The 21,964-nt window shown below is 33.7% G+C and carries 17 protein-coding genes; 12 read left to right on the top strand and 5 right to left on the bottom strand.

Annotation, left to right across the window (positions count from 1 at the left end):
* Positions 1-59 precede the first annotated feature (59 nt).
* A complete protein-coding gene (locus ACNQGN_RS05625) occupies positions 60-1,331 on the top strand; it encodes an NRAMP family divalent metal transporter (protein ID WP_417986868.1) in 1,272 nt (423 codons plus the stop codon).
* Between the two features lie 83 nt (positions 1,332-1,414).
* Here ACNQGN_RS05625 and ACNQGN_RS05620 read toward each other — a convergent pair whose 3' ends face one another.
* Entirely contained in the window at positions 1,415-1,789 is a 375-nt protein-coding gene (locus ACNQGN_RS05620) for a heavy metal-binding domain-containing protein (protein WP_417986867.1), read from the bottom strand.
* A 457-nt stretch (positions 1,790-2,246) separates the two neighbouring features.
* Between ACNQGN_RS05620 and ACNQGN_RS05615 the strand changes: the two genes are divergently transcribed.
* Positions 2,247-3,674 carry an L-serine ammonia-lyase gene (locus tag ACNQGN_RS05615; RefSeq protein WP_417986866.1) on the top strand — a complete coding sequence of 476 codons (1,428 nt, stop codon included), beginning with the start codon at positions 2,247-2,249 and terminating at the stop codon, positions 3,672-3,674.
* A gap of 55 nt (positions 3,675-3,729) precedes the next feature.
* Positions 3,730-3,900: a hypothetical protein gene (locus ACNQGN_RS05610; RefSeq protein ID WP_417986865.1), complete on the top strand. Its 171-nt coding sequence runs from the start codon at positions 3,730-3,732 to the stop codon at positions 3,898-3,900.
* A gap of 115 nt (positions 3,901-4,015) precedes the next feature.
* Here ACNQGN_RS05610 and ACNQGN_RS05605 read toward each other — a convergent pair whose 3' ends face one another.
* From ACNQGN_RS05605 to ACNQGN_RS05595, 3 genes are all read right to left on the bottom strand, one after another.
* Positions 4,016-5,950 carry a KUP/HAK/KT family potassium transporter gene (locus tag ACNQGN_RS05605; RefSeq protein WP_417986864.1) on the bottom strand — a complete coding sequence of 645 codons (1,935 nt, stop codon included), beginning with the start codon at positions 5,948-5,950 and terminating at the stop codon, positions 4,016-4,018.
* A 140-nt stretch (positions 5,951-6,090) separates the two neighbouring features.
* On the bottom strand, positions 6,091-6,777 hold the full coding sequence (locus tag ACNQGN_RS05600) for a response regulator (protein ID WP_417986863.1): 687 nt from the start codon (positions 6,775-6,777) through the stop codon (positions 6,091-6,093).
* Positions 6,770-7,882 carry a sensor histidine kinase gene (locus ACNQGN_RS05595; protein WP_417986862.1) on the bottom strand — a complete coding sequence of 371 codons (1,113 nt, stop codon included), beginning with the start codon at positions 7,880-7,882 and terminating at the stop codon, positions 6,770-6,772. The genes ACNQGN_RS05600 and ACNQGN_RS05595 overlap by 8 nt, the downstream gene beginning before the upstream one ends.
* Positions 7,883-8,084: 202 nt before the next feature.
* Here ACNQGN_RS05595 and panB point away from each other — a divergent pair, with 202 nt between their 5' ends.
* The 9 genes from panB to ACNQGN_RS05550 all read left to right on the top strand — a co-directional run bounded on the left by panB (position 8,085) and on the right by ACNQGN_RS05550 (position 20,095).
* Positions 8,085-8,903 carry a 3-methyl-2-oxobutanoate hydroxymethyltransferase gene (gene panB / locus ACNQGN_RS05590; RefSeq protein WP_417986861.1) on the top strand — a complete coding sequence of 273 codons (819 nt, stop codon included), beginning with the start codon at positions 8,085-8,087 and terminating at the stop codon, positions 8,901-8,903.
* A 52-nt stretch (positions 8,904-8,955) separates the two neighbouring features.
* Complete coding sequence (locus ACNQGN_RS05585) at positions 8,956-9,651, top strand: RluA family pseudouridine synthase (protein ID WP_417986860.1); 696 nt, start codon at positions 8,956-8,958, stop codon at positions 9,649-9,651.
* Between the two features lie 75 nt (positions 9,652-9,726).
* Positions 9,727-11,055: an aldehyde dehydrogenase gene (locus tag ACNQGN_RS05580; protein WP_417986859.1), complete on the top strand. Its 1,329-nt coding sequence runs from the start codon at positions 9,727-9,729 to the stop codon at positions 11,053-11,055.
* The gene (locus ACNQGN_RS05575; protein ID WP_417986858.1) at positions 11,046-11,783 is read left to right on the top strand and encodes a nitroreductase family protein; all 738 of its coding nucleotides are present in this window, start codon (positions 11,046-11,048) and stop codon (positions 11,781-11,783) included. The genes ACNQGN_RS05580 and ACNQGN_RS05575 overlap by 10 nt, the downstream gene beginning before the upstream one ends.
* Positions 11,784-11,822: 39 nt before the next feature.
* Positions 11,823-12,593, top strand: coding sequence for a DUF2189 domain-containing protein (locus ACNQGN_RS05570; protein ID WP_417986857.1), 771 nt, complete (start codon positions 11,823-11,825; stop codon positions 12,591-12,593).
* 791 nt (positions 12,594-13,384) lie between these two features.
* Complete coding sequence (locus ACNQGN_RS05565; RefSeq protein WP_417986856.1) at positions 13,385-16,780, top strand: PAS domain S-box protein; 3,396 nt, start codon at positions 13,385-13,387, stop codon at positions 16,778-16,780.
* Between the two features lie 96 nt (positions 16,781-16,876).
* The gene (ypfJ, locus tag ACNQGN_RS05560; protein WP_417986855.1) at positions 16,877-17,734 is read left to right on the top strand and encodes a KPN_02809 family neutral zinc metallopeptidase; all 858 of its coding nucleotides are present in this window, start codon (positions 16,877-16,879) and stop codon (positions 17,732-17,734) included.
* Positions 17,735-18,033: 299 nt separating this feature from the next.
* Entirely contained in the window at positions 18,034-18,411 is a 378-nt protein-coding gene (locus ACNQGN_RS05555; RefSeq protein ID WP_417986854.1) for a PH domain-containing protein, read from the top strand.
* 358 nt (positions 18,412-18,769) lie between these two features.
* On the top strand, positions 18,770-20,095 hold the full coding sequence (locus ACNQGN_RS05550; protein WP_417986853.1) for an ammonium transporter: 1,326 nt from the start codon (positions 18,770-18,772) through the stop codon (positions 20,093-20,095).
* Positions 20,096-20,571: 476 nt separating this feature from the next.
* Here the strand turns inward: ACNQGN_RS05550 and ACNQGN_RS05545 are convergent.
* A partial coding sequence (locus tag ACNQGN_RS05545; protein ID WP_417986852.1) for a T9SS type A sorting domain-containing protein occupies positions 20,572-21,964 on the bottom strand: 1,393 nt, incomplete at its 5' end.

Below are 21,964 nucleotides of genomic sequence, written 5' to 3'. Positions count from 1 at the left end.
GTTGTACTTTTACGAATCACAATTGTGTTATCAGTCACTAACTCAAAAGCAATTAAAAAATGGTTACCAAGAAAAGAATAACAACCAAGTTTGTGCGTTTTTGGAAACTCTTAGGACCTGGTTTAATTACGGGAGCCAGTGATGATGATCCTTCCGGAATTGCCACTTATTCTCAGGCAGGTGCTGCATTTGGACTCTCAACATTATGGACTGCGCTTATTGCTTTTCCATTAATGGCTTCGATTCAACAAATGTGCGCCAGAATTGGTCTGGTTACTTCGCAAGGTTTAACCGGGACCCTTAAAAAAAATTATCCAAGACCCGTTTTGTATCTCATGTTACTTTTCAGTTTTCCCGCTATAGTAATGAATATCGGCGCCGACATTGCTGCAATGGGTGCAGTAGGTAATTTACTGTTCCCCGCTATTGACGCCACTTTTTTTAGTGTTGTTTTCACTATCATTCTATTGGTATTAATTGTCTATTTACCCTATCAAAAAATTGCTTCAACACTTAAATACCTCTGTGTAGTTCTCTTGGTGTATTTAATAGTTCCCTTTTTATACGAACAGGATTTAATGGAAATACTAAAGGCAACCTTTATTCCTACGATACAATTTAACAAAGATTATATCGCCATTCTTGTCGCTATCCTTGGAACGACTATCTCTCCTTATCTCTTTTTTTGGCAGGCATCCATGGAAGTGGAAGAAATGAAGCATAGGAAAAAACATTTAATGGTAAATAAAAAAATAATTAATGAGATGAAAGAAGACGTCGACTTCGGGATGTCCTTTTCCGGTGTAGTCATGTTCTTTATCATTCTAACCACCGGAACGGTATTGTTTAAAAGTGGTATTCATCAAATTGAAACTGTGGAGCAAGCAGCAATGGCATTAAAACCATTAGCAGGTAATTCAGCATACCTGCTGTTTGCAATCGGGGTTATTGGTACAGGCCTTTTGGCAATTCCCGTTTTAAGTGGTTCTCTTTCCTACATTATTACCGAAACTTTTGGCTGGGAACAAGGGCTGGACAAAAAATTTCATGAAGCAAAAGCATTTTATATTGTTATAGCGATTTCACTTATATTGGGTTTATCATTAAACTATATCGGTATTTCACCAATAAAAGCACTGCTGTATACCGCGATTCTTTATGGCTTGACGGCGCCAGTATTAATTGCTATTATTCTGCATATATCAAACAATAAAAGTGTAATGGGAGACTATACAAACGGGAGAACCGCAAATATCCTTGGAAGTATAGCATTCCTTATTATGGCAGCTGCCGCATTCACACTAGTATACCTGCAAATAACTGATAATTAGAGCTGCTTTTAAGATTCCCAATGCTGTGTAGATGATATAGAACTTGCAAAGACAGCACTATAATTTTAATGCGTAAGCAAAATTTATTTCATCTCTTCCATTTTAGCGCCACATTTGGAGCATTTACCCTGGATCATGCTTCCATCCTGCCAGCACGTGCATACGTGTTCGTCTTTAGATTGTCCTTCCTCTATATGCGATGTGTCTAAATTAGAGCATTTAGCGCATTTACCATCCTTCATTGTTTTCCCCTTGCACATTGGGCAATGTGTTTTGGTCTTATTTTCAGCTTTAACTAACTCCATTCCGCAGGCAGGGCATTTTCCCTGATGCTCTTCCATAACATTGGGATGCATAGTACAGGTGTACTCCATTTTAGTATCCATCTGATCATGCATACTCCCTGATTTACTGCTGTTGTCTTGAGCAAATCCCATAGTGGTAAATACAACAGTCATTACTAGTATAAATAAATTTTTCATTCCATTTGAGCATTAAATTAGTTGCTGTTTTTTGGATTCTGCCTGAACAATAAAAAATTTGAAAAGAATTGGTAACTCCCAGTTAAAAAATAAAACAGAGGGTGTAAATAAGCGATTATCACACAAATACACTGTGTATCAAAGTTATACATTATTTTTGAGATATGATTTAGAACTATTTACAATTTATACTTTTCCAATAAAATTGTGTTTATCAGAATTTATTTTTTCGATTAAAAGAAAACGACAAACACGATTGGCTATCATTTACTATTCAAACAAATTAGGCCTAGCAATGAGAAAAATCACAATCTGTTAAATAATAATTAAAATACAACAGAAATTTTATTAAATATCCATCATTTACCTTCTTTGGCTCGCAATCGTTATTACATTCGATTATATTTGCAGTAAATAAAACCTACTAAATACTATGGAAGAATGTATCTCTGTTTTTGATATGCTTAAAATTGGTATCGGACCTTCGAGTTCGCATACACTTGGGCCTTGGCGTGCAGCGGAACGTTTTCTTGGAGAATTGCGAAGCGAAAACTTAATGCATACCGTAAGCAGCGTAAAAGTAGATTTATACGGTTCCCTTTCCCTTACAGGCAAAGGTCACGCAACGGACCTGGCCATTATGTTGGGTTTAAGCGGACAGGATCCGGAATACATTCCGGTTTCAAGTATTGATGGCATTATTAAAGCCATCAAAGATAACAATGAAATCAATTTTGGAAATGAAAAGCTAATTCCTTTCCATTTTTCAGAAGACATTATTTTCAATAAAAACTTCCTTCCTTTTCACGCCAATGGTTTGACTTTTACAGTTCAAACAACGGATGATAAAGAATATTCGTCTACCTTCTACTCTATTGGCGGTGGATTTGTAGTGAAAGAAGAGCGTATCAATGCCAAGAAAAAAATTGCCATAAAATGTGCTTTTCCATTCCCAATCGATAAAGCAACTGAACTTTTGGACTACTGCACAAAAGAGCATAAAAAGATTTCGGAAATCGTTTATGAGAATGAAAAGTCAATGCGCTCCGAAGAAAATATTCATCATGAATTAATGCGCATTTGGAATACCATGCTGGAGTGTATGTATATCGGTTGCCATTCTGAAGGTATTTTACCCGGAGGATTAAATGTGCGTCGCCGTGCATTTGACATGCACCAAAACCTCATAGGCTTAGCAAACTATGATTCCCCCCAAACCTGGTTAGAGCAGATCAGAATGACCCAAGTAAAATTCCGTCAAATATTAAAATGGGTGAGCTGTTTTGCCTTGGCCGTAAATGAAGTAAATGCTGCTTTAGGACGTGTGGTTACTGCTCCAACAAACGGAAGTGCGGGCGTTATTCCTTCCGTATTAATGTATTATTTAGTTATTGAGAACCATGATGCCGGTGAAAAAGAAATCAAACAATTCTTGATGGTAGCCAGCGAAATAGGAAGTATTTTCAAAAAAGGTTCTACTATTTCTGCTGCAATGGGCGGTTGTCAGGCAGAAATTGGCGTTTCCTCATCAATGGCTGCAGCAGCGCTATGCGAATTAATGGGCGGAACTCCCGAACAGGTTTTGATGGCTGCCGAAATTGCAATGGAACACCATTTGGGGATGACTTGTGATCCTATTGGTGGTCTGGTTCAGATTCCATGCATCGAAAGAAATACAATGGGCGCTATAAAAGCCATTAATGCTGCTGAATTAGCGTTGGAAACGGACCCAAAAAACGCTAAAGTTCCTTTAGATAAAGTTGTCGATACGATGTGGCAAACTGCCAAAGACATGAACAATAAATACAAAGAAACCTCCGAAGGTGGTTTAGCCATTGCCGTGAATATGGCGGATTGTTAAGCGGTTCATTTCATCATTAAGTTAAAAATAGTTTCTTTAATTTAAAATAAAAGTAATGGAAATCAATTGGATAGTAGTAGGAATTCTTGCCGTTTGTGCAATTGTTTTGATTGTCTTTATTATTAAAAAAAATCAGAAAGATAAAAAGGAGTATACCACTTTTTTAAACAATGATTACAAAAAAGCAAATCAAGACGAATCAGACCTGAATAATGATGACTGTTAGATTGCTTTCATAGCTTCAAGGGTATTACTGAATGTTTCAGGCTGCAAAAAAAAAACAATCAGTCACAGTTTACGATTTAGATAGTATACCGTAAACTGTCACTGCATCTTGGAATTTACTTTCTTTTCAGTTCCAATTTTAAAATAGGCTGATACACAAAAGGCACTTCCTCAATTTCAACATCACTTTTATCCAGTCCAAAGGCTTTTGTGTCCGAAAGTGACCAATTTTTCAACATGTAATATGAATTTAATAAAAGTCCGTCTTTAACTGTAAACTCATTTTCTACCGATAAGAATTTTTCTAAAATAATAAATTTAAAATCGGGCTCAGCATTGTATTTAGTAGAGCCATCCGGTCGGATGTGCAAATTTAATTCTTTGTTTTGGACCAAATCCTGCACAATTTTCTTAAAATACAATTCCACTTTGGGTTGAATTCGGAAACCAATATTCAATACAATTTTGATGACCTTATCGTCCAACAGCTCAATAACTTCATAATTTAGGGTAAAAGGATCATTGGTTCTGTTAATGTGAAAAAACCAATACACATCTGCTCTTTTTGGTTTTTTAGAAAATATAGATTTCAGTATTTTTTCTTCAACTTCATAATTTCTATCTGCCTTAGACAGATAAATTAAATGCGTTGAATACTTTGAAATCCCCATGTCATTACTCAATTCCTGCAGTTGTTTGGTATGTTCCGTTAAATTAGTGAACTTTAGAAATTTATTATTAATTTTTCTGGCAAAAAACCAAGCATACATGGTCATGAAAATAAAAAGTTCAAAGAACAAAAACATCCAACGCTCTTTGATTTTTACAATATTAGCAATGAAAAATGAAATTTCGATAATGACAAAAATTGTAATGATTAAGGTTATCAAAATTCTATTCATCTTTCTTATATAAATCAAATAATAATTTAAAAGAACCGTGGTCATAAGCATCGCAATAGTTATGGAAAAACCATATGCTGCTTCCATATTTGAGGAATTTTTAAAATATAAAATCATCAGAATACAGCCAACCCAAAGAATTGTATTCACCGATGGAATGTAAATTTGTCCCTTTAAATTTGTTGGGTTTCGCATCGCTACTCTTGGCCAAAAGTTGAGAGACATCGCTTCATTTATTAACGTATAGGAACCGCTTATCAAAGCTTGTGATGCGATAATAGCCGCAAAAGTGGCAATGATTACTCCTGGTAGCAAAAACCATTGCGGCATGATGGTATAAAAAGGATTTCTACCATCAAGAAACGTATTTTCCTGATTCATAAGCCATGCGGCTTGGCCTAAATAATTTACAACCAATGCAATTTTAACAAAAATCCATGTGATTCTGATATTCTTTTTTCCACAATGTCCTAAATCTGAATACAATGCCTCTGCTCCTGTTGTACACAAGAAAACAGCCCCCAATAACCAAAATCCATGCGGATATTCTACTAACAATTCATAAGCATACATCGGGTTTAAAGCAGTTAAAATGGCCGGATGTTCTAGTATTTGAACAGCTCCCAATACAAAAAGCATCGAAAACCAAACTACCATAGCCGGTCCAAAAAAGAAACCTACTTTTTGAGTTCCAAAGCGTTGAAAAAAGAACAGTCCTGATAAAATTGCTATTACAATTGGTATCGTTGGGATATTGGGAACTACATCTCTTAAACCTTCTACTGCAGAAGCTACAGAAATAGGCGGTGTAATAATTCCATCTGCCAGGAGCGTTGTTGCACCAAGTATTGTGGGAATAACTAATTTTCCTTTTCCAAAACGTTTTACAAGTGCATAAAGGGAAAAAACACCACCTTCTCCATGGTTATCTGCTGAAAGTGTGAGTAATATGTACTTAAAGGTCGTTTGAAATGTAAGGGTCCAAAAAACACAAGAAATACCGCCATAAACAAGTAGTTCAGATATTGCTCTTTCTCCAATAATGGCTTTCATTACATACAAAGGGCTTGTCCCTATGTCACCATAAATAATTCCTAGTGCAACCAAAAGTGATGCAGCGCTGACTTTTTGAATCGTTGATTTATTCATTTTAAATTTAATTTTTAGATTGTAGTACGCATTAATTATTAGACAATAGAAATCCTTATCGTGATGTTTTAAACATACAATACAATGATTTTTATCTTTTTTGATTGGTACCTAAAGTTGATTACTCTAAGTAGGGAATATTAGCAGCTGTTAAAGCGATACCCTACTCCCGATTCAGTGATGATGTATTTAGGCCGGTTGGGGTCCTCTTCAATTTTTTTTCGGAGTTGCGCCACAAAAACACGCAAATATTGGGTTTGATCAGAATAGCTATTGCCCCAAACCTGCTTGAGCAAATACTGATGCGTGAGCACTCTTCCTTCGTTTTTCACTAAAATTGAAAGCAAGTTATATTCCGTAGTTGTTAATTTTAGGATGTCATTTTTCAACTTGACAATTCTAGCCGTAAAATCAATTAAAATTTCACCAAACTCAATTATGGGTTCATTTTCATTTTGGTTTAAATTTCGTAAAGCAGTGCGAATTCTTGCTAGTAACTCCTGAGTTCTAAACGGTTTTACTAAATAATCATTGGCCCCATTATCCAGTGCCGTTACAATTTCCTCTTCGGTATTTTTTACTGTTAAGATCAGAATAGGTTTTGTATACCATTCTCTAATTCTTTTTAAAACTACCTGTCCGTCTTCGTCCGGCAAACCTAAATCCAAGATAATTAAATCCGGCTGATGATTTGCTGCAAGTGCTATCCCTTCCTTTGCATTTACAGCGAAAATAGTGCTATACCCATTAGACTCCAAAGCGATTTCGAGTAATTTCCTAATTTGAGCTTCATCGTCTATGATTAATATTTCGGCTGAATTATTCATTTGAAATCTCTTTTGTATTCATTACTAGTGCCGGGAAACATATTTTAAAAACTGACCCGCCTTCTTCTTTATTCTCTAAGGTGATTTTACCATTTTGGGCTTCAACAAAACCTTTCACAATAGATAACCCTAATCCGGTTCCTCCTGTTTTTGAATTTTGCAATCTGTAAAACTTATCAAAGACTTTATCAATTTCGGCTTCAGGAAAACCGTTTCCATCATCGGAAATGGTGATTACACAAGGCATCGCTTTGGAGGAATTAAACTCAAAATCAATATCCGGATTGTGCTCCACTTTAATTTCAATTTTAGCTCCTTTTGGGGCATACTGCGAAGCATTAAAAACCAAATTGTAAATAATCTGTTCGGTCAAACCATAATCTAATTTAAAAAGAGGCAGGTTTTCACCGGCAACAACTTCAACTTTATGAAACTGCAAGTCATCTTTCAAACTATCTAAAACATTATAAACCAATTCTTTTAAATCGCACCAATCCATTTTTGGTTGTATTACTCCCGATTCTAACCTGGACATATTTAATAAATTCTCCACCTGATGGTTTAAACGTAAAGATGCTTTTTCGATTTCTGAATATAACTTTTGCTTATTTTCCTCGGAAACAGTTAATGTTTTACTTTGTATTGTATCAATGGAACCCATAATTGTAGAAATGGGTGTACGCAATTCATGTGATAATGAGTCTAATAAAGCATTGTACAACTTCATTGTATTTACCCTGACTTCTTTTAATTGCATTATTTTTTCAGCTTTTCTAATTTTGTTGGTTAAAACACCATTAATTAGCGCAATCACAAAAAACAAAAACAATAATAGGGAATCTTCTGCACTACTGATATGAAAGGTATAATACGGTTCTATGAATAAAAAATTCATGATTAGAGCACTTAAAACGGCACTCAATAACACCGGTAAAATATCTAAAAATGTAGCCAATAAAGAAACGACAACCAACAATAAATAACCTACAATTCTATAATCCAGATAATCTCTAATGAATAAACATAAGGAAGCCACTATACTTACCGACAATACACATATTAGGTATTGATTTTCTTTTTTTATTTGGTTCAAAATACTTTTCACAGCACTACTTTTTAGTAACAGTACAAAGTTAAATGATATGTTGTAAGTATTTTATAATATATCGGAACAGGATATAAAGATTTTATAAAGATTTCTTTTGCTGATTTCCTAAAAAACGAGCAATCTAATCCGCTTAATAATTCAATTTCACTACTTTTACAGGCTCAAATCGTATTTTTAATACTTAAAACAGTAAACCATAATGTCAGTAGCAAAAAAAGATTACAAAAGAATTACAACAAAGTCATTAATTGAAATGAAAGCTAATGGAGAAAAAATTTCCATGCTGACCGCTTATGATTATACCATGGCTAAAATTGTTGACACTGCTGGAATTGATGTAATCCTTGTTGGAGATTCAGCTTCCAATGTAATGGCTGGTCATGAAACGACATTACCTATCACTCTGGACCAGATGATTTATCATGCTTCCTCAGTTGTAAGAGCAATAGAAAGAGCTTTGGTTGTGGTTGATTTACCTTTTGGAAGTTACCAATCGGATCCAAAAGAAGCACTGCGCTCTGCTATTAGAATTATGAAGGAAAGTGGTGGACACGCCGTAAAACTAGAAGGTGGAAAAGAAATTAAAGATTCTATCAAGAAAATATTAAACGCAGGAATTCCGGTTATGGGACATTTGGGTTTAACACCACAATCTATTTATAAATTTGGAACTTATACCGTTCGTGCCAAGGAAGAAGAAGAAGCTCATAAACTAATAGAAGACGCTATATTGTTGGAAAGACTGGGCTGCTTCGCTTTAGTTTTAGAAAAAATCCCTGCACATTTAGCGCAAAAGGTTGCTCAAAGTATTTCGATTCCGGTTATTGGCATTGGTGCTGGTGGCGGTGTTGATGGACAAGTTTTGGTTATTCATGACATGTTAGGAATGAATAATGAATTCAGTCCTCGTTTCTTGAGAAGATATATGAATTTATATGAAGGAATGACAACGGCAATCAGCCAATATGTTACGGATGTGAAATCGAGTGATTTTCCAAATTCTAATGAACAGTATTAGTATTAATTGATCCATCGCAGTTCATCAGTTTATCAAAAAACAGCTTAAAAAAGTGGCTACCAAAATAATTTCGAACAAAAATAATCTCCAAATTCTTCACGAAGACAACCATCTTATTGTTGTCAATAAACGGGTTGGGGATATTGTGCAAGGCGATAAAACAGGTGATAAACCTTTATCAGAAGTTGTAAAAGAATACATCAAAGATAAATACAATAAACCCGGTGAAGTTTTCCTTGGGGTGGTGCACCGTTTGGACCGACCTACAACCGGGATTGTCGTTTTTGCCAGAACAAGTAAGGCTTTAACGCGAATGAATGAATTGTTCAGTACTCGTGAAACGCAAAAAACGTATTGGACCATCGTTAAAAACAAACCATTAAAAGAGGAAGATAAGCTTGTTCATTACATAAAAAGAAACGAAAAAAACAACACTTCAAAAGCACATAGTAAAGAAGTTCCTGAAAGCAAGCTAGCCAGTTTAGATTATAAAATTTTCAAAGAATTAAATAATTATTTTGCATTAGAAATTAATCTTCATACCGGAAGGCATCATCAGATCAGGGCACAACTTTCTGCTATAGGCTCGCCTATAAAGGGAGACTTAAAATATGGTTTTGATCGCAGTAATCCAGATGGCGGTATTCATTTACACGCCCGGAAACTGGTATTCATACACCCTGTCACCAAAGAGGTTATGACCATAGTAGCTCCTACCCCCTCCGATTCAATCTGGGATGCACTGTAATTTTTTTAAAGAATAATTCTTTATGTAAATTATAAAAATTAACTTGCATAGCACTTAATAAATTGTGCGTGCCTCATGAAATACAAAACTACTATAGGATTTAGAAAAGAAGTTTTAATAAAATTACTGAATGTAATTACTACTCATGAAAATGAAATTATTCAGGCTTTACATGATGATTTCAGAAAACCGGCTTTCGAAGCAGTACTCACAGAAACCAATTATGTTATTTCTGAACTTAAAGACACCATAAAAAATTTGTATAAATGGGCTAAACCCAAAAAAGTATTCCCTTCAATCCTCAATTTCCCTTCCACCGATTATATTTACAAAGAACCTTATGGCAAAGTATTAATTATAGCTCCCTGGAACTACCCGTTTCAGTTAGCACTTTGTCCACTAATCTCAGCAGTTGCTGCCGGTAATCAGGTAATCCTGAAACCTTCCGAACTTACCCCAAAAACAGCTGAAATAATTACAAAAATCATTGAAAAAACGTTTCACAATGATCATGTTGAAGTAGTACAGGGCGGAGTTGAAGTCACGCAGAACCTACTTTCAAAACGTTGGGATTATATCTTTTTTACAGGAAGCGTTGCGGTAGGCAAAATTGTTGCAAAAGCAGCAGCGGAAAACCTAACTCCGGTAACACTAGAACTTGGCGGGAAAAATCCTTGCATTATTGATGAAACCGCCAATTTAAAACTTGCTGCCAAAAGAATCGTTTGGGGAAAATTTATAAACGCTGGCCAAACTTGTATTGCGCCGGATTATATTTTGATTCAAAAAAACATGAAAAGTCATTTCATAGCATTCATAAAAGAAGAAATCACCAAAGCATATGGTGAAAATCCAAAATTATCACCTGATTACGCCCGCATTATAAATCAGAAGAACTGGCTCCGGCTAGTGAATATGATTGAAGAAAACAAAGTGGTTTTTGGAGGTCTGACTGAAATTGAAAGTTGTTATATCGCCCCTACACTTATCGATGAATCGAGTGTAGACAGCCTTATTATGCAAGAGGAAATTTTTGGACCTCTGCTTCCTATTCTATCCTATGAAAATGAGAGCGAAATTACTGCAATAATCTCTAAATACGAGAAACCTCTAGCATTATATGTTTTTACTGAAAATCATTCCTTTGCAAAAAAAATCATACAAAAGTATCCATTTGGAGGCGGTTGTATCAATGATACTGTTGTCCATTTTTCCAATAAAAGACTCCCTTTTGGAGGTGTTGGACATAGCGGAATTGGCGCTTATCATGGCAGTTTGAGTTTTGACACTTTTTCGCATAAAAAAGGAATCGTAAAAAAAGCAAATTGGTTGGACTTACCGATGCGTTATGCGCCCTATAATGATAAATTAGACACAATTAAAAAATTATTAAAATGGTTGTAACAAATGAAAAATCGGTAAGTGAGGCTATTAAATACAGACGGTCAGTTCGGGTTTTTAAAAAAGAGCCTATTGCTACGCAAAAGGTAAAAGAATGTATTGAATTAGCCACACTTGCCGCCACAAGCAGCAATATGCAACTTTGGGAGTTTTATCACCTTGTATCCCCTGAAATTATACAACAAATAACCAAAGCGAGTTTTGATCAAAATGCTGCCAAAACGGCCCAACAAATGGTTATTGTAGTGGCCCGAAAAGATCTATGGAGAAAAAGAGTGCAATCAAACCTTGATTATTTAAAATCTTTGTATGGTGACAAGCCCGAATCAGCGTACTCAAAAAGAGAAAAATTTGCCTTAAATTATTATCAAAAAATCGTTCCCACACTTTACTTTGATTTTTTAGGAATATTTGGAATGCTCAAATTTATTGCCTTTCAGATCATTGGAGTATTCAAACCTATTTATAGAGAAGCCAGACAAAGCGATATGCGTATTGTTGCCCATAAAAGTGCCGCACTTGCAGCCCAGAATTTCATGATTAGCATGGCTGCAATAAACTATGATACTTGCCCTATGGAAGGTTTTGATTCACTAATGGTAAAAAAAATATTACATTTGCCAGCTTCATCCGAAATAAATATGATTATAGGATGCGGAATTCGGGAAGAGCAAGGCGTTTATGGAGAACGTTTTAGAATTCCTTTTGAAGAAGTCTATTTTAAAATATAAATACATTCAATTTACCCAATACTAAAACAAAGCAACTAAATGAAAAAAACTACTCAAGAAAAAATAGAAGAAATAAAGAATAACGGATACCAGCTGGATTTTGGAAATGTATTTAATCATGCATTTGAAAACTATAAAAAAATTGCACTTTATGCCGGTTTAATGATTTTTGTTTTCTCCGTCCTGATCGGTATTCTAATAGCTGGTGCAGCAATTTTTACTTTTGGAATTGCTATACTAAGCGAGGAATCATTAGAAAATTTAAAAAATGAAAACTTTTCAGGCGTTTCTCTGCCAGTTTATATAATTGGTGCAATAGTACTATCCTGTCTTTTAAGTCCTTTCCCTGCCGGCTTAATTAAAATGGCCGATTGTGGTGAAAAAGATGAAGAATTTCATGTTTCAACTATTTTTAACTATTACAAAGCACCCTATTTTAAAGAACTTGTAATTTCTACAATCGTAATTTCACTATTGACTACCGGCCTATCAGCATTAGTTGATTATACTGGAATTAAAATAGTTGGATCCTTGATTTCCATCATAGTTTCTTTTTTTACTTTTCTAACCATTCCTCTTATTATATTTGGGGATCTAAAAGCTTTAGATGCCATAAAATCTAGCGTGATAATCGTATCAAAACAGCCCTTTGTTCTTTTAGGATTACTTGTTGTATCCATAATAGCATCAATGGTAGGATTCATAGGATGTTGCATTGGAGTATTTTTAACAATTCCTTTTTTATATTCCATGTACTATGCCATCTATGTTGCAATTATAGGGATCGATTCTGAAAATGAGTTGGAATAAATTGTTCTGAATTTCGAATCTTTTTTTCAAAAAAACACAATTAAACCTCTTTAATTGTGTTTTTTTTGAAAAAATTCATATATTTCAAAACTCTTAAGACCACTCCAAGTCAGTCTTTCAAACCTAAGCAAATATATTCTATGGTATCATACTGTAGTTCTTTACTATTTTTCAAACCTAGCTTTTCTTTTTTAAGTTGGTTCAATTATCTTATCATTTCTAATCATTTTTTATTAATTGATGAATCGGTCATAAGCGATAATTTATTTAGAATAATAGCTCCGTTTTCATTTCTGTTGCTTTTTTTATTGATTTATAAATTTTCAAAAATTAAATCTATACTGGACAATAAGTATTTAGAAAACTATTCAAAAGAGGATTCGAAAAGTGAAGAGTACCAACTCTATCTTTTATTTTTAGGTATTATAATTCCTATTTTTGAAATAACTTTCGAAGTATTCAATGTAAGGACTAAAAGTTTATTAGTCGTAAATTGTAGTTTAGGTGCTTTTTTATTAGCGGTATATTTTATTAGTAAAAAATCATTATTTGTATTTCGAAACATACAGCATATTTTCAAGGTTCTTTTTCTGTTGTCTTTTGGTTTTATTTCAAGAAACTTAATTTATTCTTCCCCTGATATTTTACCTGGTGTTGCTTTTATAATAGCTTTTTTCTTTTCCTACAGTGTTCTAAAGCCAATAAAATTGTATTGGTTATTTGTTACATTAGTTTTTACCTACTTAATATCCATTTTCATTTTTGAGTTAGTACCACTGAATACAGCAATTATGCTGTTTAATTACTCTTTAATAATTTCGGTGGTCAATTACATAAGACATGCTTCTATAGTAAACATTAAAGATAAATTTAGCTTTACCAATGAAATTGTAAACAAAGGAAATTCGCTCTCCGTGGCAAGTAATAAAAAGGGAGAAATTATATTTTGCAGTGAAAACATACTGCAGATTTTAGGATATACTCCAAAAGAAGTAATGGGATTAGAGTTTTGGAGACTTACCGAAGATCAGGAATTCATTGGAGCGAAACACCATGAAAATTATGTTGATGAGCGATTGTATACCCGAAAACTAAAATGCAAAGATGGGGACTATAAATACATCCAATGGAAGGATAAAAAATTTTTAGATAACTTATTTATAGGAATCGGCCAGGATATAACGAATGAAATTCAAATTCAAAATCAATATAAAAATCTAATTCAAACCGCGACTGATATTATTTTTGAAGTAGATGACGACGGTAATTTTACATTTATCAACGATTTCACCATTAAAATTTTAGGATACGAAGAGAATGAAATTCTAACCCGAAATTATTCAGAATTTATAAGACCCGATTACATCAGTGAAATGATGCGTTTTTATCAAAATTTGGAAGAAAATGAATTTCATTTTCCAACTATTGAAATTCCTCTCTTAAAAAAGAGTGGCGAAGTAGTCTGGATTTCTCAAAAAGTAATTATTCGTAGAAATGATTCCCACAAAATAATTGGTTACTCCGGTATAGCCAGAGACATAACTATTTTAAAAAACATTGAGGCTGAAAATAGAATACGTGATAAAAAAAATGAAGCGTACAACAAAATAATTAAAAAATTATCTACAACTAATTTTAGCAATTTTGAAACTAGCATAAAGTTAATATTAGAGGCTGCCGCAAAGGTTTCCAAGTGCAATCGGGTTAGTTTTTGGAAATATACCCAAGACAGCATTTGCTGCGAAAATATATTCTTTTTAGACACCAATGAATTTGGTACTGGAAATAATTTAGAAGAGCAAAATTTTCCAATTTATTTCGAAGCCATAAAAAATAAAAAACAAATTGTTGCTTCTGATGTTTATACTAAATGGGAAATATCAGAATTCGTCGAAAACTATTTTTTAAAGAATGCTATTAAATCCACGCTTGATATACCCATTTTAACAAATGGGGAATTAATTGGTATCTCATGCTTTGAAACTACAGATGCTATACGAAATTGGGATAATGAGGACATCAATTTTGCGAGAACCATCTCTGACATTATATCGTTGGCAATTGCATCGCAAATGCGATATGAAGTAGACAAAAAACTAGAATATAAAAGTGAATTACTCTCGGCAATGGCACTTTGCACCGAAAAATTCTTAAATAGTAAAGATATTACTGCTATTTTTTCGGATGTTCTTATAATCATGGGGAAAGCAACAAAATCACATCGGGCATATTACTATGAAAATGACGCCAATACAGGATTGATTAGCCAAAAATACCGATGGATAATCAACCATCTCAAACTAACAGAGAATAACATCAAGCTTCAGAATTTACCTCATGCATTTTTTGAGGAACTGCTAACGCCACTTTTAAATAATCAGATTTTTGAAGCTACTGTTTCCAAAATTGAAAATGAATCCTTAAGAAATAAACTATCCAATGTAGATGTTACTTCATTAATTCTATTTCCAATTTTTGTAAAAAACAAATTTCATGGATTTTTAGGATTTGATGACACGCTGAATGAAAGAATTTGGAATGAAGATGAAATCAACATTCTACAAACACTAGCGAGAAACATCGCTGCCTCTATAGAACGAATTACCAATGAAATAGCGATAAATGAAAGTGAAGAAAAATTTAGATTATTAGCCAATAATATTCCCGGGACTGTTTATTTATCAAAATATGATAAATATGCCACTAAAATTTATATCAACGATGAAATTGAGAAACTGACTGGCTATCCTAAATCAGATTTCCTTAATAATAAGCTATCCTTTATAGACCTAATCCACCCGGAGGATAAAGAAATGACGCTAAAAAGTGAGCAGGATGCAATCGAAAATGAAAGACCAATACATTCTATTTTTAGAATTCTCCGTAAAAACAAAGAAATTGTATGGGTAGAAGAATTTGGAGATGTTATTCATAAAGACGGAAAAATTGCATTTATAGAAGGTATTTTCATTGATATCACAGAAAGAAAACAAGCGGAAACATTTATAAAAGCAAAGGAACTGGCGGAAGCTTCCAACAAAGCAAAATCAGAATTTCTTGCTAACATGAGTCATGAAATCAGAACTCCGTTAAATGGAATTATTGGTTTTACAGATTTATTGATGAAAACCAATTTAGGCAGAACTCAGGAAAAATATATGATAACCGTAAATCAATCGGCGCACTCATTATTAGACATCATTAATGACATTCTTGATTTCTCAAAAATAGAAGCGGGAAAACTAGATTTATATATTGAGAAATATGATGTCAAGGAAATATTGAGTCAAATCATAGACTTAATATTATATGAATCCAATCAAAAAAAACTAGGCCTGGAATTGAATATTGCGCCAGATATCCCAAAATATTTTTGGATCGATAGTGTTCGTTTAAAACAAATCCTGATCAATCTTTTAGCAAATGCAGTAAAATTCACAAAAAAAGGCTCCATAAAATTAAACGTTTCTGTTATTGAAAAAACAAATGATTCAAAAGCCAAAATTAGATTTGCAGTAATAGATACAGGGATTGGAATATTGGAAGAAAATAAAAAGAAAATCTTTCAGGCTTTTTCTCAAGAGGATAGCTCAACAACAAGGAAATTTGGTGGAACCGGTTTGGGATTAACAATTTCGAATCAATTATTAGGTTTAATGAATAGCCGTTTACAAGTTGACAGTATTATTGAAATGGGCAGTACTTTTTATTTTGATCTGGATTTAGAGATCAGCAATCAAACAGCAGAGAATATAGGGCAAAACAAAGCTCCTATTGCTATAACAGCGCTACCGGTTAAAACCTATAAAAGTGCGAAAAAAATAAAAATAATGATTGTTGAGGATAATAAAGTTAACATGTTATTACTGAAAACAATCCTTAAAAACTTATATTCAGAGGCCACAATTTCTGAAATACCAAACGGTAAAGATGCTGTTGATCAATTTGAAATCATACAACCCGATATTATTTTCATGGACATCCAAATGCCAATAATGAATGGTTACGAAGCGACCAAAGAAATACGAAATTTAAAGTCGGGTAAAGACATTCCTATTATCGCAATTACCGCTGGTACGGAAAAAGAAGAAAAAGACAAATGCATTAAAGCCGGGATGAACGATTATATCTCAAAACCAATAATAAAAGGAATTATTGGTGAAACTCTTTCTAAATGGACCAGCTAACATTCTTGAAAAAACAAAAAAACAATTATTTATTCTCCAAAATTGCATAATTTTATGTATATTTCTTTTTTAATAACTAAATAAAAACAGCGCAAAATGAAATGGATAGGAAGACGTCAGAGTGACAATGTTGAAGATCGAAGAGGAATGTCTTCAGGAGGAAAAGGTATTATAGGAGGTGGAATCATAGGGATTATAATTTTATTGGTAAATCTTTTCGGAGGAGAAAATGCGCAAATGTTAACTCCGGTTCTGGAACAATTCAATCAACAATCAGGTCAAACTGAATCAAGACCACTAACGGAAAAAGAATTAGAAGAACAAAAATTCATCGAAACCATATTGGCTGATAACGAAGATGTCTGGACAAAAATATTTCAGGAAAATAATCTTCAGTTTAAAGAACCAGGCTTAGTATTGTTTTCCAACGCAGTGGAAACCGCTTGTGGAAATGCAACCTCTTCTTCTGGACCTTTTTATTGTCCGGGTGATCAGAAAGTGTATATGGACTTAGTATTTTTTGAAGAACTAAAGACAAGATTTGGTGCACAGGGAGGTGATTTTGCTACTGCTTATGTAATTGCGCACGAGATAGGTCACCATGTACAGACGTTATTGGGAACTTCTGGCAAAATGAGACAGATGCAAGAAGGTAAAAGTGACGCCGAAGCTAATAAATTATCGGTAGCCTTAGAATTGCAAGCTGATTTTTATGCTGGTGTCTGGACCCATTACAATCAAAAAATGAATGCTATTTTAGAAGAAGGTGATCTGGATGAAGCTTTAAGTGCAGCACATGCTGTTGGTGATGATGCTATACAGTCCAAAATACAGGGACATATCGTTCCGGAATCATTTACACATGGTACATCCGAACAACGTAAATATTGGTTTATGAAAGGATATAAAACTGGAGATATTAAACAAGGCGATACCTTTGCCGAATTAAGATAAAAATTATTGTATAAACACATTAAAAATCGGGAATCAAAGCCCGATTTTTTTGTTTTAAAAAAAGGATTCCTACTCGGTACAACTACAAAAATTGATTAGTAAGGGTGAACTACGCTTTTTAGACAGCTCTCTTCTCTTGGCTCAGCATCATTTCCAGAATTGTTCATCACAATAGAATTCCAATAGTTAAAGTCAACTCAAAACCGGAACCAGTCCTTTTGCATAGAAATTAGTAAAATATTAGCTTAATAACACGGAAAATAATATATTTTTGAAATTCATTAAACTAGAAAAAAACTATGGGAATATTTAACGCCATTTTAGGCAACGCATCAGAAGTAACAATTGAAAATATATCAAAAGAATTCGAACCAATTTTAATTGATAACGAAATAATTGAGAAAGCCTATAAAGTCATTAAAGACATGTTTATTTTCACCAACAAAAGATTGATTTTAGTTGAAAAACAATTAGTTGGAACCAAAGTAGATTATATGTCAATTCCTTATTCCAGTATCAAAAAATTCTCTAAAGAAAGTGCCGGAATACTTGATATGGATGCTGAGTTAAAAATTTGGTTAAACAGTGAAGATAAGCCTATTTCAAAACAATTTGGAAAAGGAGGAAACAATATTAATGAGGTTTACAAAATATTGAGCCAACACATTTTAAAATAAACAATTCCTTATAACTCTAAGAAAACGCCTACTACATCTGTATTAGGCGTTTTTTTTCATTTTAAGCTATTTTAACAATTTTATTGTAAAATAGTTTATATTTGTGTATAATCAACAAATAATCGTTACTATATTAAAAACCTACTAATATATTGTGATAATTTTAATAATTTACAAAAGCTTTCATTTTTTAGCAAATCAACATTAATAAATCATTAATTTTAATCTTCAATTATCATATACCCATAAATTATAGGGGGGTCTATTGAAAAATTAATAAAAATAAAATAATATATTCATTTTTTTATAGGGGTTCAAAATCATTTTCTATTTTTATCGAAATTTAAAACTAAAAACTATGCGAAAGATTATTTTAAGTGTGATATTGATCACAATTCTAGTATTATCTATTTTCTCAATTCATCTTTTTGCTGAATCTACGGCACTAGGTGCACACGTTGTTGAATTAAAATTAGATACAGGAGATACGGCTTGGATGATAGTTGCCACAGCTCTTGTATTATTAATGACTCCAGGACTTGGATTCTTTTATGGCGGAATGGTAGGTAAAAAGAATGTTATTAGTACCGTATTACAAAGCTTTATGGCTATGGTTATAGTAACAGTCTTATGGGTTGTTGTTGGATTTGGATTATGTTTTGGACCATCAGTAAACGGATTTATCGGAAACCCTACATCAAACTTATTTTTTCAGGGAGTAAGTGCTAACACTGCATGGGAACTGGCACCAACCATTCCAATGATCTTGTTTGCCTTATTTCAAGCAAAATTTGCAATTATTACACCAGCGTTAATAACAGGAGCATTTGCAGAACGTGTTCGTTTCTGGGCTTACTTGTTATTTATGGTTTTATTCATATTATTCGTTTACTCTCCTTTGTGCCATATGACTTGGCATCCTGATGGATTATTATTTGGATGGGGAGTATTAGATTTTGCAGGAGGAACGGTAGTTCACATGAGTGCAGGATGGGCTGCTCTTGCCGGAGCAATGTTCTTAGGAAAAAGAAAAGTACAAAAAGCAAACCCTGCTCGTATTACTTATGTATTATTAGGAACAGGTTTATTATGGTTCGGTTGGTTCGGTTTCAATGCAGGATCTGCTGTTGGCGCTGGAAGTCTTGCTGCACAAGCTTTAGGAACTACAACAGTTGCTGCTGGAGCTGCTGCAATGGGTTGGGTATTTCTTGACAAAATTCTTGGACACAAACTTTCTGCAATGGGAGCTTGTATTGGAGCTGTTGTAGGTTTAGTAGCCATTACTCCAGCTGCAGGATTCGTAACTATTCCTCATGCAATGGCAATTGGTATTATTGCCAGTGTTGTAAGTAACCTAGTAGTGAGCAAATTCCCTAAAGGAAAAATTGATGATGCTTTAGATGTATTTGCTTGTCATGGTGTTGGAGGTATGGTAGGTATGCTTTTAACAGGTGTATTTGCATCAAAATCTGTAAACTCTATTGTTGGTGATAACCAAGGTTTAATTTTCGGTGATGCTACTTTGTTTTTAATTCAATTAAAAGCATTAGTTCTTGTTTCGATATTTGCATTCTCAGTATCGTATTTCCTTTTCTTTGTTGTAAATAAAATTACTCCTTTAAGAGTTACTGAAGAAAAAGAAGAATTAGGTTTAGATATCTCTCAACACGGAGAATACCTATAAATCATTTTTATAATAAAGCAAAAACACTCTGGAAATTCGTTTTCAGAGTGTTTTTTTTTACATAATACGCAATGCGCTTTTCTTTATTTCAAACTTCGTATAATACTTTTGACAATGGGCTTCTGTGTAGCCTTTCAACAATCATAAATACAATACAGACTTACAATTTTTCAAATTAAACAGATACGGTACTCCAATACAAGTTATCGTTATTTCCAAGACAAACGATTTGAATTGACAGCTACTGCCTATTTCGACCTTCAATACATCATAATCCTGTTATAAATCAGCACTACAATAAAAATTTAATTTAGCTCTATGCTTTACTTTTTTATTTGAAATTCACCCCTTACTTAAGCCTTTTACAGGTATTATTATATCCAAAACTAATTTAAACATTTTAACTAACTACTTAAAAAAACTCCATCTCAATTAAATTGAAATGGAGCTTTTTTTAACTTTATAAAGAACATCTATTATTCTTTTATTAATCTGATAGTTTTTTGGTTAATACCCTGATTGATTATCGCAATGTAAGCACCTGATGGAAATTCTTCTCCTAACTTAATTTCCTGCCCATCACTTTTCTCAATGTGTTTTACCATTCTTCCAAGTACATCATACACTACTACTTCCACTTTTTCATTACTATTACCTTTCATTTCTATGGTAAAGTATTGGCTTGATGGATTAGGATATGCCATAACATTAAATGGAACAAGTTCTGTAGTTTTCTCAACAAGTTCTACTTTGATTTTTGCGTTTTTCTTCACCTCATGTATTACAATAGAGCCTCCGCCTAGCACTGTTGTTGGTAAATCATTTTCATCGTTGCCCATATTATTATCATAAACAACAGCATTACCGTTATCCTTGTTCCATATTTTTATACGGAACTTATCAGCACCCGCGCCTCCATCAATTGCGGAAACCAAGAACCCATAATTCCCTGAACCATTGATTTTACCTACTCCTTTGTAGTTAGCCTTTGTACCGGAAATAACCAATCGCATATCATCATAAGAAGAACTATTAAAGTTAAGATTACCTTCTTTAAACTGAAATTCAGTATTCCCATCTGGTACTGTGGAACCTTTTTTGTATTTCGCTACAAATCCAAAATTGGCTTTTCCGATTAGTGTAGGATTGCCTACCCAGGCACCTGGAGGAGAGTTAATCCAGCCGCCACCTGTTACGAAACCACCATTAGGGTCATAAACAACAATGTAATCATACTTACTGGAAGTAGTAATTCCGCAAGCATCTGTTAATACTAATGTAACCGTATAAACTCCTGGCGTTGCATAAGTATGACTTAGAGTAAAGATATTAGCTGGGTTAGTAACTGTAATACTTGTTGCGTCATCCCAGTTAATCACTGCACTGGTAACATTATTATCTGCATAAACAAAGTTTAACGATGCACTAGTACCTAAAGCTATTGGTGAAAGTGAAATATTTGATGGCGTAATGGATGTTATAGCTGGTGCATTGTTGGTCACAATTACTGTTTGGACTACTGGGGTTGCAGCATTTCCATTGGCATCTATTACATTCCATGTGATGGTTGTTGTTCCAACCGGATATAAAGCTGTCAGTGCAAGCGAATCACTTCTTACGCCGATTGAACTTCCTACAGAACAATTATCCGTTACAGAAGCGGAAACGACTACGGTAGCTCCACATGCATTCAAATCTGTAATTAAATTCTTATTTCCGTTTGAATAAATAATTGGAATTTGGTTGTCTTTCACAACTATTTTCTGTGTCTGGGTACTGGTGTTTCCAACAGCATCTGTAAAGGTCCACGTAACTATTGATGTCCCTTGGGTTGTTCTTGTCAACGGATCCGAAGTAGTTCCTTGTAGG

Source organism: Flavobacterium rhamnosi (assembly GCF_048286515.1).
In the GTDB taxonomy this organism is placed as follows: domain Bacteria; phylum Bacteroidota; class Bacteroidia; order Flavobacteriales; family Flavobacteriaceae; genus Flavobacterium.
Note: the sequence above shows the minus strand (reverse complement) of the source record. Positions and strands in the feature narration are given on the sequence as shown.